Origin of the sequence: Sandarakinorhabdus sp. (assembly GCF_051860625.1) — a bacterium.
In the GTDB taxonomy this organism is placed as follows: domain Bacteria; phylum Pseudomonadota; class Alphaproteobacteria; order Sphingomonadales; family Sphingomonadaceae; genus Sandarakinorhabdus.
On the sequence record NZ_JBHYDQ010000001.1, the window covers coordinates 20857 to 34809 of the forward strand.

Annotated in this window: 9 protein-coding genes; 8 read left to right on the plus strand and 1 reads right to left on the minus strand. The window is 66.5% G+C overall.

Features of this window, described 5'->3' with window-relative positions:
- Nucleotides 1-58 precede the first annotated feature (58 nt).
- From ACTIEZ_RS00125 to ACTIEZ_RS00155, 7 genes are all read left to right on the plus strand, one after another.
- Nucleotides 59-1777 (plus strand): ABC transporter ATP-binding protein, encoded by a 1719-nt coding sequence (locus tag ACTIEZ_RS00125; RefSeq protein WP_439544612.1) that lies wholly within the window; start codon nt 59-61, stop codon nt 1775-1777.
- Between the two features lie 61 nt (nt 1778-1838).
- On the plus strand, nt 1839-2849 hold the full coding sequence (locus ACTIEZ_RS00130) for an efflux RND transporter periplasmic adaptor subunit (protein ID WP_439544613.1): 1011 nt from the start codon (nt 1839-1841) through the stop codon (nt 2847-2849).
- A complete protein-coding gene (locus tag ACTIEZ_RS00135; RefSeq protein WP_439544614.1) occupies nt 2833-4326 on the plus strand; it encodes a TolC family protein in 1494 nt (497 codons plus the stop codon). The genes ACTIEZ_RS00130 and ACTIEZ_RS00135 overlap by 17 nt, the downstream gene beginning before the upstream one ends.
- A 40-nt stretch (nt 4327-4366) precedes the next feature.
- Nucleotides 4367-6424, plus strand: coding sequence for a TonB-dependent receptor (locus ACTIEZ_RS00140; protein ID WP_439544615.1), 2058 nt, complete (start codon nt 4367-4369; stop codon nt 6422-6424).
- Between the two features lie 114 nt (nt 6425-6538).
- Entirely contained in the window at nt 6539-7225 is a 687-nt protein-coding gene (ung, locus tag ACTIEZ_RS00145; protein ID WP_439544616.1) for a uracil-DNA glycosylase, read from the plus strand.
- Nucleotides 7226-7238: 13 nt separating this feature from the next.
- Complete coding sequence (locus tag ACTIEZ_RS00150) at nt 7239-7784, plus strand: HD domain-containing protein (protein WP_439544617.1); 546 nt, start codon at nt 7239-7241, stop codon at nt 7782-7784.
- A gap of 154 nt (nt 7785-7938) precedes the next feature.
- Entirely contained in the window at nt 7939-9834 is a 1896-nt protein-coding gene (locus ACTIEZ_RS00155; protein ID WP_439544618.1) for a PEPxxWA-CTERM sorting domain-containing protein, read from the plus strand.
- Here the strand turns inward: ACTIEZ_RS00155 and ACTIEZ_RS00160 are convergent.
- Entirely contained in the window at nt 9776-11470 is a 1695-nt protein-coding gene (locus ACTIEZ_RS00160) for an O-linked N-acetylglucosamine transferase family protein (protein ID WP_439544619.1), read from the minus strand. The two genes, ACTIEZ_RS00155 and ACTIEZ_RS00160, sit on opposite strands and share 59 nt — an antisense overlap.
- Nucleotides 11471-11814: 344 nt before the next feature.
- Here ACTIEZ_RS00160 and ACTIEZ_RS00165 point away from each other — a divergent pair, with 344 nt between their 5' ends.
- Nucleotides 11815-13947 (plus strand): TonB-dependent siderophore receptor, encoded by a 2133-nt coding sequence (locus ACTIEZ_RS00165; RefSeq protein ID WP_439544620.1) that lies wholly within the window; start codon nt 11815-11817, stop codon nt 13945-13947.
- The last annotated feature ends 6 nt before the right edge of the window (nt 13948-13953 follow it).

Genomic DNA, 13953 nt, shown 5'->3' on the forward strand with positions numbered 1-13953 from the left:
ACCGGGGGTTGCACCCTACATCGTTGCCGCAACGCCCGGATTCGGCGACAGGAGACGCATGGCTGTCCACGATCTTGCCCAGATGGATCTCAACCGGTTGGTCTACCGCTGGTTGAAGGAGATCCTTTGGCCAGAAAAAAATTATTTCTGGCTGGCGATCATTTATGGCGTTGGCATTTCGTTGCTGGGCCTGGCGGTGCCGATTTCGGTACAACTGCTGATCAACAGCCTGGCCAATACCGCGCTGGTGGTGCCGCTGTTCACGCTGGCGGCGCTGCTGTTCGCGCTGCTGATCATTTCCGGCCTGCTGTCGGTGCTGCGCATCCATCTGATGGAAATGTACCGCCGCCGCTTCATGGCGCGGCTGGTCGCCGATGTGACGATGCGAGCGATCAACGCCGCCGACCCGTTTTTTCAGGATGATCGGCGCATCGATCTGTTCAATCGTTATTTCGAGCTGGTCAACATGCAAAAGGCGGTGCCGTCCCTGCTGATCGGCGGCTTCACCGTCATATTGGCAATGCTGGTCGGCTTTGTGGTCACCGCCTTTTATCACCCGTTTTTTCTGGCCTTCAATCTGGTGCTGATCGGCCTGTTGTACATGGTGTGGGCGATCTGGTCGCGCGGCGCCATGAAGAGCTCGATCATTCTCAGCCACGAAAAATATAATGCGGCGCATTTCCTCGAAACCGTTGGCGCATCGAACGGCTTCTACAAATCGGCCCGCCACATCGATTACGCACTGAACAAGGCCGAACAGGTGACCGCCAACTATGTAAAGGCGCACGCCCAGCAATTCAGTTACCAATTCCCACAGACTATCGCGCTATATTTTCTATATGCGGCAGCCAGTGCCGGACTGTTGGCGCTGGGTGGCTGGCTGGTGATTCAAGAGCAATTGTCGATCGGGCAATTGGTGGCAGCCGAGCTGATTCTGGCTGGCGTCTTTACTGGCATGAACAATCTCTATTCCTATCTGGATGACTGGTACGATCTGGTGGCCTCCATCGAGGAATTGGCGCTGCTCTATGGCCTGAGGCAGGAGGCGCCAGCGGCCGCCAATCTGTCGGCACCGCGGGGCGGCGCGCTTGCCATGAACCGGGTGCGCTTCACGATGGCCGCCGGACCTTGCGAGATAAACCTGCAAATTCCACAGGGCAGCCGGCTGGTTTGCCAGGGCGTGCCGGGCATGGAGCGTGAGTTTGCCGAACTGCTGAAGCGGCTGGAGCGCCCGGAATCCGGCCTGATCACGCTGGGCGGCGTGGATATCGCGCTGATGGACCCGCTTGCCGTGCGGTCCGACATTATTGTGCTCGATCGTGCCACCATCGTGGAATCGACGATTGCCGATTATCTGCGGTTGGCGAATCCCGACAAGAATGCGGCCGATCAGATGATGGCACTGCGGCTGGTTGGCCTGGAAGACCGGCTGGCGTTCCTGCCGGACGGCATCCATACGAAGTTATCGACCACCGGTGCGCCGTTCACCATCGCCAAGATGATGCAGTTGAAACTGGCTGCCGCGATCCTTTCGGAACCGCGCATATTGGTGATGTCGCCGCTGTTCGACACCGTATCGCGGCCCCGGTTGAAGGCTGTGATCGAACATTTCCGCACCACCGACACCACCATCCTGTATTTCAGCAACCGCCCCGAGGATCTGACGCTGGACGGGTATCTTTGGCTGGGGCTGGACATCCAGTTGATCAGCCACGATCGCGACAAATTCGATGCCATCCGCGGCAGTGCCGGCCGGGAGACCGAAGATGGCAACTAAGCCGGTGACCATCCCTCAAGGCCATTTTCCGACCTTGCGCAGCCTGAATCCGCCGCCTGTGATGAAGTTTTTTGCGCGTCTGGTGGTGGCGACCATCGTGATCACGCTGCTGTTCATCACGCTGGTGCCATGGGTGCAGACGGCACAGGGCGCCGGGCAGGTGATCGCCTTTGATCCGCGCGACCGCCAGCAGAATATCACGGCGCTGGTGCCCGGCCGGCTGGACCGCTGGTATGTCACCGATGGCGCCCGCGTGCGCGCGGGTGATCCGATTGCCAAGGTGATCGACATCGATCCCAATCTGCTGAACCGGCTGCGGGCGGAACGGGATCAGAAACTGGCCGAACTGGCCGCGACACAGGCGGCGATGAACACGGCCGAACGGGATGTGGCGCGCATGCGCACCTTGTTTGCCGAAGGCCTGGCGGCGCGGCGCGACATGGAACTGGCCCAGATCAAGGTCGCCGATTATGCCGCCAAGCTGGCAGCCTCGCGGGCCGAGATCAACCGGATCGACGTCAGCATCAGCCGCCAATCCGAACAGACCATCACGGCACCCCGCGATGGCCGCATCATGCGCGTGACCAGCATCGACAGCGCCACCATCGTCAAGCAGGGCGATGTGCTGGCAACCTTCGTGCCGGAACAGTCGCGCCGGGTGGTCGAGCTTTATGTGGATGGCCGCGACATCCCGCTGATCACCATCGGCCGGCGCGTGCGGCTGGAATTCGAAGGTTGGCCGGCGATCCAGTTTTCCGGCTGGCCGTCGGTGGCCAAGGGCTTTTTCGACGGGCAGGTGGCCGCGATGGACCAGAATGCCTCCCCCAACGGCCTGTTCCGCGTTCTGGTTACCGAAAGCCCTGACCGTGATCCCTGGCCCGACGAGCGATCGGTCCGGCTGGGCGCCAAGGTGCGCGGCTGGGTGCAGATGAACACCGTGCCGATCTGGTTCGAGCTGTGGCGGGTGCTGAATGACTTCCCGCTGCAATTCACCCGCCCCGGCGCAACGCCCGCCGTGAATGGTGATGCGCCGATGGGCGGGGGCGGCGAGGCCAATGCCACTGCCAAATAAACTGTTGCTGTGGTTGGCGATATTGCTGCCGGCGGTCGCGGTTGCGCAGCCCGTGGCTGTGCAACGGCAATTGGCGGAAAGCCGCCGCGCGCTGGAGGCTGATGCCCGCGCCGCTGCGGAGCCGTTGCCGGCCACCACCGCGCCGCTGCGGCTGGATGAGGTGCTGGCCACCTCCCGCTTTCATGCGCCGCAGGTGCTGGAGGCATTGGCCCGGGTGCGCGGTGCCGAAGCCCGCGTGCTGACCACCGAAGGCGCGTTCGACACGCTGTTCAGCGCGCAGGCCGATATCCGCCCCACCGGCTATTATGACGGCGCCAATGTCGGCGCGCGGGTGTTCCAGCCGCTCGCCAACAATGGCGGCAATATCTATGCCGGCTATGATGTCTCGCGCGGCGATTTCCCAAGCTATCAGGCCGATAATTTCACGGCGCGAGCCGGGCGCATCACGGCCGGCACGCTGTTTTCGCTGCTGCGCGATCGCGACATCGACGAACGCCGCTTCAATCGCGCCATCGCCAGCGCCGATGTCGTGCTGGCCGACAATGATCGGTTGATGGTGGCAATCGGCGTGCAGGCGCGGGCCATCGCCGCCTGGAACAACTGGGTGATCGCCGGGCAGCGCGTGGCGGTTTACAAGGGGCTGCTCAAGCTGGCGCTGGATCGCCAGGCCGGGTTCAAGCGCCAGGTCAGCGAAGGCCTGCGCCCGGCCATTCTGCTGACCGAGAATGAACAGAATATCCTGCGCCGCCAGACCTTGGTGGTGCAGTCCGAACAGGCGCTGGAACAGGCGGCCGTGATCCTTTCCCTGTTCTGGCGCGACAATGATGGCAATACGATCGTGCCGGGGCCAGAACGGCTGCCGCCGCAGTTGGCGCCGCCGCTGCCGCTGGCCGAAGATGCGATGGCGGCGCTGGAAAGCCGGCCCGATCTGCGGCTGGTGGATGTGCGCATCGCCCAGGCCCGCACCAAGCTGGCGCTGGACCGCAATTTTTTCCTGCCGCGGTTGGACCTGAAGGCCGAGGTCAATCAATATGTCGGCGCGGCCGGCGTTGGCGACATCAATTACACCGGGCTGGAAAGCAAGGTCGGGGTTGCCCTGTCGGTGCCGCTGCAGCAGCGCACGGCACGCGGGCGGCTGGGCCAGACCACGGCGGATATCGAAGGTTTTCAGCAGCGCCGGCGGTTCCTGGAAGACCAGATCCGCGCCGAGATCATCGGGCTGACCATCGCGGCGCGGCAATCGCTGCGCCTGCTTGGCATCGCCATCGATGAACAGGATCGCGCACTGCTGATGGCCAATGCCGAGCGCCGGCGCTTTCAGGAAGGCGCGTCGGATTTCTTCCTGGTCAATCTGCGCGAGGAAGCCGCGGCCGACGCGCAGGTGCGCCGGCTGGATGCGGCCTTCCGGCAGATCGTCGCCCACGCCGATCTGGCGGCGGCCACAGCCGACCTGCCGGCCTTGGGTCTCGACCGTTAGGACAGGTTGCGCAGGCTCTTGCGTTTGTTAAGGGGGGCTGATGATGCGCTTGACCCTGCTCGCCACCCTGATGTTCACCGCTGCGCCGGCCCTGGCGGCCGACGCCGAAGAGGCACTGATCACCGTCACCGGCAAGGGCCTGAAGGACCTGCCGGGTGATGCCGCGCTGTCGCTGGTGGTGATCGATCGGGACCGCATCCTGAATACGGGTTCGAACCGGTTGGAATCGGTGCTCGCCGATATCGCCGGGCAGCAGCAGTTCCGCCGATCCGACAGCCGGTCCGCCAATGCAACCAGCCAGGGCATCACGCTGCGCGGACTGGGCGGCAATGCCTCCAGCCGTGCGCTGCTGGTGCTGGATGGCGTGCCGCAGGCCGATCCGTTCGGCGGCTGGGTGGCGTTTCCGGCCTATGCCACCGGGCGGCTGGATCGCATCCGGGTGACGCGCGGCGGCGGTTCGGGTTACTGGGGGCCAGGCGCGCTGGCCGGCACCATCGAACTGGAATCGGTGGGCGGCGCCGCGCTGACGCCGTTCACCGGCGGCATCGCCTATGGCAGCCGCAACAGCCTGGATGCGCAAGGATCATTGGGCCTGCAACGCGATGGCGGCTTTGCCACCTTGTCGGCGGCTTATGGGCGCGGCGATGGCTTCATTCCCATCGTCGAACGCAGCCGCGGGCCGGTGGACCGGGCGGCCCCCTATGAACAGGCCAGCGCCAATCTGCGCGTGGTGGTGGGCATCGCCCCTGATACCGAAGCGCAGGTGACCGCGACCGCCTTCACCGACAGCCGGGAGCGCGGCTTTGAATTTTCGCGCAACACCTCCGAAGGCGCCGATGCCGCGCTGCGGCTGGTCGGGCGCGGCCGTTGGGGCTGGCAGGCGCTGGCCTATGTGCAGACGCGCAATTTCACCTCGGATTTTGCGGCGGTGAATGCCGCGCGCACTGTCGCGACGCAAAGCCTGGCGCAATATGCGACGCCGGCGACAGGTTGGGGCGGCCGGCTGGAAATCGCGCCGCCGTTGGGCGATGACATCACGCTGCGCATCGGCGCCGACACCCGGCAATTGAGCGGCAAGACGCTGGAGCTGTTCACCTATGTCAACGCCGCGCCGACCCGCCAGCGTGAGGCTGGCGGCCAGAGCAGCACCAGCGGCGTGTTTGCCGACGCCAGCATCGCGGCGGGCATCGTCACACTGACCCTGGCGGGGCGGCTGGATTGGTGGACGATCCGCGATGGCCGGCTGCTGGAAACCACTTTGGCCACGGGCGCGCCGTTCACCAGCTTGCTGTTTGCGGACCGTTCGGGCGAGGAATTGACCGGGCGCGCCGGCGTGGCGGTGCAGGCGGCCGACTGGCTGACTCTGCGGACGGCGGCCTATCGCGGCTGGCGGTTGCCGACGTTGAACGAACTTTATCGGCCGTTCCGGGTCGGCGCCGATGCCACCGCGGCCAATGCGCTGCTCAACCCGGAACGCATGACCGGGGTGGATGTCGGCTTTACCCTCAAGCCGCTGCGTGGCCTGGAAATCGGCGTGACCGGATTCTGGAACCGCATGGACGATAGCATCGCCAATGTGACGGTGGCGCGCGGGCCAGGCAATTTCCCCGGTGTCGGCTTTGTCGGTGCGGCCGGTTTTTATCGCCAGCGCCAGAATCTTGATGCGCTGGACGTTTGGGGCTGGGAGGTTGATGCCCGGTTGCGCCGCGGCGCGTTCGGGCTGACCGCAAGCTGGAGCCATGTCGATCCCACCATCCAGGCCAGCGGGGCCGCCGCGCCGCTGAACGGCCTGGCGCCGGCGCAGACGCCGCGCGACCAGTTTTCGGGCACAGTGGATTATACCGGCAAATTGTTCACCGCGTCGGCCACGCTGCGCCACATCGCCAGCCAGTTCGAAGATGATCAGAACGCCCGCACGCTTGGGGCGGCCACCATGGTTGATGCGCTGCTGGTGGTGCCGATCGTGAAAGCCATCGCCATCGAAGGCCGTGTGGAAAATCTGTTCGACGAAGAGGTGCAGGCCGCGCTGTCGGGCACCGGCGTGATCGAGCGGGCGCTGCCACGCACCTTCTGGGTCGGCGCCCGCCTGAATTTCTGACCGCAACACCAGGGCCCGTATCGCCCGCCTACGGCCCTGCCCGGATTTTCCACCAGCGGCGAATGCCTTCACGCCGCTTGACGCCCCCTGCCCTGCCCCGTCACACAGGCGGGCATGGCGAGCGCGGTGAAATTGCACGAAAGCTGGCGGGAACCGCTGGCTGATCACTTTGCCTCCCCCCAGATGGCGGCGTTGCGGGCCTTTCTGGTGGCCGAGCGGGAGGCCGGCAAGGCCATCTTCCCGCGCCCCGGCGCGTGGTTCCGCGCGCTCGATCTGACGCCGCTGGATCAGGTGCGCGTGGTGATCCTGGGTCAGGACCCGTATCACGGCCCCGGCCAGGCCCATGGTCTGGCCTTCAGCGTGCAGCCCGGCGTGCGGGTGCCGCCCAGCCTGGTGAATATCTACAAGGAGTTGCAGAGCGATCTCGGCATCGCGCCGGCCCGGCATGGTTTTCTGGAGCCTTGGGCGCGCCAGGGCGTGCTGCTGCTCAACAATTGCCTGACCGTGGAGCAGGGCCAGGCCGCCAGCCACCAGGGCCGCGGCTGGGAAGGCTTCACCGATGCGGTGATCCGGCTGGTGGCAGCGCGCGCGACGCCGTGCGCCTTTCTGCTGTGGGGCAGCCATGCGCAGAAAAAGGCCGCATTTGTCGATGCTGGCCGCCATCTGGTGCTGAAGGCGCCGCACCCTTCGCCGCTGTCAGCCCATAACGGCTTTTTCGGCTGCCGGCATTTCTCGCGCACCAACGCCTGGCTGGCGGCGCAGGGCCTGGCACCGGTTGATTGGAATTTGCCCCCGCTGTGAAAGGATCATCAGCATGACCGAAGAACCGACTGCCCTGTTGCTGCGCGCCGTGGCCTTTGCCGCCGACAAGCACCGCACCCAGCGCCGCAAGGATGCGGAAGGATCACCCTATATCAACCACCCGATTGCGCTGGCCACCGTGCTGGCCAGCGAAGGCGGCATCACCGATATCAACGTGCTGTGCGCGGCAGTGCTGCACGATACGGTGGAGGACACGCAAACCAGCGAGGCCGAACTGGCGGCAAGCTTTGGGCCGGCGATTGCGCGCATCGTGATGGAAGTGACCGACGACAAGTCGCTTCCCAAGGCGGAGCGCAAGCGCCAGCAGGTCGTGCACGCCGCAAGCATCTCCAGCGGTGCCAAGCTGGTGAAACTGGCCGACAAGATCTGCAACCTGCGCGACATCCTCGCCGCCCCGCCGGCCGATTGGTTGCCCAGCCGCAAACAGGATTATTTTGCCTGGGCCGGCGCGGTCATCGATCAATTGCGCGGCGTGCACCCGGGGCTTGAAGCGCTGTTCGACGACGTGCAGGCCCGCAGCATCGAGCTGGCTGCCTGACGGCCGACGCTCCACCCGGCCACGCCCTTCGGAAACACTTCGGCAGCAGGTCCATGGCACGACACGGCGCAGCACCGGGGTTGCCTGCTGCTGTCGCCAATGGCAACGATAGCAATGACGAATGTTAGCAAGCCGCGTTTCGGGGGACATGAACATGCGCAACCAGATCATCTTGGCCGCCTTGCTTGGGACCGCGGTACCGGCCATGGCACAGTCCGCCTGCCAGCCGGGCAGCTTCGCCGCCAATATCCTGCAATCTTGCACGCTGGCACCGCTCGGCTTTTTCGTGCCCAACGCCGGAGCCACGGCCCCAACGATCGCACCGCCCGGCAGCTTCGTTCCCATCGTTGGCGCCACGGCCCCCACGCCGGCGCCGCTGGGCAGTTTCGTCAATCTTTCCGGCGCGTCGGCCCCCACGCTGGCGTCGCCGGGCACATTTGTCGACACCATCGGCGCCACCAGCGCCACGATCGCGCTGCCCGGCCGCTTCGTGCCGGTCGCAGGCGCTTCGGCGCCGACGTTGGCGCCGCCCGGCACCTTTGTCCCCGGCGCCGGCGCCACCGCGCCAACGCTCACGCCGCTGGGCCGCTTCACCAGCACGGCCGGGGCGTCGCAGGCCTCGCTGGCGCCGCCGGGAACCTTCGTGCCGACGACCGGCGCCACAGCGCCAACGCTGGCACCGGCCGGCAGCTATGTGTCCACCCAGGGCCAGTCTGCCCCCACCTTGGCGCCGCCGGGCGGCTTCGTACCCACCATTGGCCAGTCCAGTTTCATCCCCGCGCCGCGCGGCAGCTTTGTCGCCACATTCGGCGCGACCGCGCCGACCCAGGCCCCTTTGGGCAGTTTCGTGGCGACCGTTGGCCAGACCGCGCCCACGCTGGCACCGCCGGGCAGTTTTGTGGGCACCACCGGACAGAGCGCGGCAACACTGGCGCCGCTGGGCACGTTCGTGCCGACAGCGGGCGCCAGTGCCCCTACGCTGGCGCCGCCCGGCAGTTATTCCGATGAAGTTGGCGCTCAGGCCGCCAAGCTGGCACCCGCCGGTAGTTTCGTGGCGGATGCCGGCCAGTCGGCCGCCACACTGGCGCCGGCCGGCAGCTTTGTGAACCAGATCGGCCAATCCGCCCCCACCCTGGCGCCGCCGGGCAGTTTCGTGGCAACGGAAGGTGCCACGGCCGCAACCCCCGCATCGCCGGGCAGTTTCGTGGCCACCGCCGGCGCCACCGCCCCGACACTGGCCCAGCCGGGCAGTTTCGTGGCAACGTCGGGCGCCTCGGCTCCCACGCTGGCCTCGCCGGGCAGCTTCGTGGCCACCGCCGGCGCGCAGGAAGCGACTCTGGCGCCGATCGGCAGCTTTGTGGCCGATGTGGGCGCCACGGCCGCCACGCCGGCCCCCGTGGGCAGCTTCGTGGCGGTGGTTGGCGCCATCGCAGCCCAATCGGCACCGCAGGATTTCTTTGCGCCCGTCCCCGGTCTGGCGGCGGCGCTGGCATGCGTTGCCGGTAGCGAATCCTATGGCGGCGCGCAATATTGCCGGGCCGTGCAGCCGGGCGTGATGGGTGTTGCCGGGCCGCGGCTGGTCACCGATATCGATGTGGCGGGCATTGATTTCGGCGCCGTGCGACCCGGTGAGACGGTGTTCCGGGTGATCAGCCTGCAGAATCTGCCGGAACTGGCCAGCGTAGGCCTGAACATCAATGATCTGTCGATCTTTGGCGCCAATGTATTCGGCTTCGGCTTTTTCGTGGATCAGGATTTTTCCGGTGTGCTGGGCGATGGCGGCATGGCGCAGATCCGTCTCGGCTTCACGGGCGGCGCGCTCGGCGATTTCACCGGTGGCCTGTCCATCAACAATGATCAGTTCGCAACCTTCGGCATCGGCGGCCTGTCGGTCAGCGCCAATTTGTTCGCAACCACGGCCGAGGCGGTCAGCACCATCCCCGAACCGGGCAGTTGGGCGATGCTGATCAGCGGCTTCGGCATCACCGGGCTCATGATGCGGCGACGGCGAGCGCGGCAAAGGCCGCTTCCAGCGCGCGCACCAGCCTGACCGGCTGGCCCAGCGGCGAGTCCAGCAACCGGGCGCGGCGCTGCGCACGACTGTCGGGATCGGCCAGCGCGGCCAGCACGGCAGCCACATAGGAGTCATCGTCCGCCGCCGCCCATTGCGTACAGCCGATGGCATCGAGCATGGCAAGCGATTGGCGCGAAGCCGGGGCCGTGCCGGGCCGCGTTACCACCGGCACGCCCATCCACAGCGCCTCCGCCGTGCTGGCGCCGCCGCAAAACGGAAATGGATCCAGCGCCACATCAATATCGCGATAGGCCGCGAACAGCCCGGCCAGATCGATGGCCGGGCGCAGATCGAGCCGCGCCGGATCAACGCCGGCCGCGGCAAACATCGCCCGCAGCCGCGCCGCCACCGCATCATCCGCCAGTTCACGCCGCATCAGCCGCAGGCGGCTGCCCGGCACGGCATCCATCACCCGCGCCCACAGCGCCGCCACCGCCGGGTTCAGCTTCGCCAGCGCCTGGAAACAGCCGAAGATCGGGCCATCATGGCTGGCCAGGCGGTCGGGCGGAATCTGCGCCTCGGGCGGCGGCGTCCAGGCAAAGCGGCCACCATCCAGATGCAGCAGCCGTTCGGAAAACAGCGATTGCATGGCCGCCGGCGCCGTCACCGCATCCATCAGCGCGGCATCGATGCGCGCCAGCCCGGTGCTGCCGACATGGCCCAGCCAGCCCGCCTGCACCGGCACTGGCTTCAGCGCGAACAGCCGCGGCCGGCCACCGGCGGTGTGGCCCGCCAGATCGACCAAGATGTCCACGCCGTCGGCCGCCACCAGATCGGCCAGCGCCGCATCGCCCAGCGCGCCCACGTGCCGCCAGCCCGCCACGCCGGCCTGGATGCGCGCGCTGATATCATCGCGCACATGGCCGGTGTCATAGACGATGGCGCGGCAGCGATCTGGATCGTGCAGGGCAATCGCCTGGCCGCCCAGCCACCCCACCGGATGCCGGCACAGATCGGCCGAGACATAGCCGATGGTAAGTTGGCCATCGCGCCGCAACGCCCGTTGCCCGCCGGCATGGCGCGGCGTGCCGGCCTCCAGCGCGGCGGCCCAGGCGCGCGTGCTGACAAAGGCCGCGTCGGGCGCGAGATCGGGCAGATAGGCCATCGCCATGATGGCATTGCTGGCATGGGCCAGCGTGTCGGGGGCGGCATGGGTGGCAGCGGCAAAGCTGGCGACGGCCGCCGGCGCCTCCCCGCATTCAAGCTGCACGAGGCCCAGGTTTGCACGCGGCGCATCGGCGGCCGGCTGCGCCGTACAGGCGCGCAGCAGCGTGCCTTGCGCGTTTGCAAACTGGCCCGCCGCGCGCTGCGCCAGGCCCAGCCCATGCAGGGCATCGGCATTGTCGGGCTGGTGTGCCAGCAAGGCCTGGAAGGCTGCGGTGGCCCCCGGCACATCGCCAGTGGCCAGCATGGCGTGGCCGGTGGTGGCCTGCGCCGCGGCCTGCGCCGGATCGATCGACAGCGCCCGCCGCGCCTCGGCCAGCGCGTCGGCCGCGCGCGCACCACGCAGCAGCGCCAGCGCATGGTTGGCGGCCGCATCGGCGCTGGCCGGGTTGGCGGTCGCCGCCGCGGCAAAGGCCACGATGGCTTCAGCAAGATCGCCCCGCGCCACCGCCGCAAGGCCGTCTGACGTATGTCGTGTTGGCAGGTCAGGGGATGGCGGAGACATCGCCGCAATGTGTCGCGGCCGCAACATCGTGTCCACACCGCCTGTCAGCCGGCGCGACAGCTGGGTGGGGAAATTGATGGCATCGTCAGTGGTAAACGCGAAACTGCGCGGAGACGGCGCCAACCGGTCAGGCCAATGGGGCACGGGCGTCATTGCTGGCGGCTGCGGTCAGGAAACCGGCCAGCCACATCAGCCAAGCGACCACTTGATTGGCTTACGATATAATGTATCAGAACGCCGGCGCGGCGAGTCGAGGGGGCTATGTCGCGTATGGGATCACACACGCAATGCGCACCTTTCGCCTGTCGGTCTATGCCCTGCTGTTGGCCAGCGTCACCAGTGGCACCCATGCTGCGGCTGAGGAAATGGCCACGGCGGAGGATCAGCAGATCGTCGTGACCGGGCAGCGCCAGGCCTATCGCGGTGACTTCACGCTGAAGGAAACCCCCCAGGCCATCCAGCTGATCGGTGAGAGCCAGATCGATAACAACAACATCACGCGGCTGACCGATGTGCTGGATCTGTCGGCTTCGGTGGCCCGGCAGAATAATTTCGGCGGGCTATGGGATGCCTATGCGGTGCGCGGCTTTGCCGGCGACGAGAATCTGCCGTCGGGCTATCTGGTCAACGGCTTCAATGGCGGGCGCGGCTTCGGCGGCGCACGTGACGCCGCCGGCATCGAGCGGGTGGAGGTGCTGAAAGGCCCCAACGCGGCGCTGTTCGGCCGGGGTGAGCCGGGCGGCACCATCAACATCGTCACCAAACGCGCCGATTTCCGCAATCGCGGCCGGCTCAACCTGCTGGCCGGCAGCTTCGATCGCCAGCGCGCCGATGCCGATATCAATATCGCGACCGGCGATGTGCTGGCGGTGCGGCTGGTCGGGTTTTACGAAGACGCCGGCAGCTTCCGCGAGACGGTGCGCAGCAACCGCTATGGCTTCCTGCCATCCGTGCTGGTCAAGCTGGGCGACAATACCAGCATCACCTATGACCTTGAACTGTCGCGCACCGAAGCCGATTTCGATCGCGGGACGGTTGCCATCAATGGCGTGCTCGGCGCGGTGCCGCGCGAGAATTTCCTCGGCGAGCCCGGCGATGGGCCGGTCGAGGCCGATGCCACGGGCCACCAGGTGCAATTGAGCCATGATTTCGGCGGCGGCTGGAGCCTGTTGGTGGGCGGCCAATATCGCGACACGCGCCTTGAAGGCTTTTCTACCGAAGCCGAACTTGCCGGTGGCCGCCAGCGCCTGGGGCGCGACGGGCGTTCCTTGTCCCGCCAGCGCCGTTCCCGCCTTTACGAAGGCGAACATGTCGTGGTGCGCGGCGAAATCGCCGGCCGCTTCGAAACCGGCACCTTGCTCCACCGCGTGCTGATCGGTGCGGACTATGACCGCTTCGACAATAGCCAGTTGTTCCTGCGGTTTCGCCCGGCGGTGATCGGCGCTGCCACCACAGCGGCGCAAAGCAACGATATCGATGTGTTCGATCCCGTCTATGGCCGCTTCCCGTTGCCGACGCCGGGGCCGCAAACCGATCGGCTCGACCAGCAGCGCGCGTTTGGCGTTTATGTGCAGGATCAGATCACGTTGTCCGATCGCGTGCAGGTCAGGTTCGGCGGGCGTTTTGACAGTTTCGAAGTGAGCACCCTCAATCGCGCCAACAATGCCGCCGCAGCCCGCACCTATCGCCGCTTCAGCCCGCAGGCCGGGATCGTGTATGCGGCAAGCGAGGCCGTGTCGCTCTACGCCGCCTATGGCCAGGGCTTCCGGGCCAATCTGGGGGCCACTGCCGCCGGCACATTGTTCGATCCCGAAGTGTCGAAATCCGCCGAAGTCGGCGCCAAGCTGGCGCTGCTGGATGGCAAGCTGGCCGGCACCGTTTCGTTGTTCGAGCTCACCAGATCCAATGTGCTGGCGGCCGACCCCAACAATCCCGGCTTTTCCCTGCCGATTGGCGAAGCGCGCAGTCGCGGGCTGGAGGTCGATGTGGCCGGCAAGCTGCCCGGTGATGTCGATCTGTGGTTTTCCTATGCCTATGTGGATGCGCAGGCACGCAATGATGTCGCCGATCTGAACTTCGGCTTTGCCATCCGCGCCGGCGATCCGCTGCTCAATATTCCGCGCCATACGCTGAATGTGCAGGTGAGCAAGGGCATCGACATCGGCACGATGCGGCTGATGCTGGGCGGTGGTGTGCAACATGTCGGTGAGCGGCTGGGGGCGACCGGCACCAACTTCACCCTGCCTGATTACACGCTGGCCCGGCTGTTTGCTTCGCTCACTGTGACAAAGAATATCGAGGTGTTTGCCGACGTGACCAATTTGTTCGACACGACCTGGTACAGCAACAGCTTCAATGATCTGTGGGTGCAGCCGGGGAGCCCGCGCGCGGCGTCGGTCGCGCTGCGGCTGCGTTACTGATGTCGG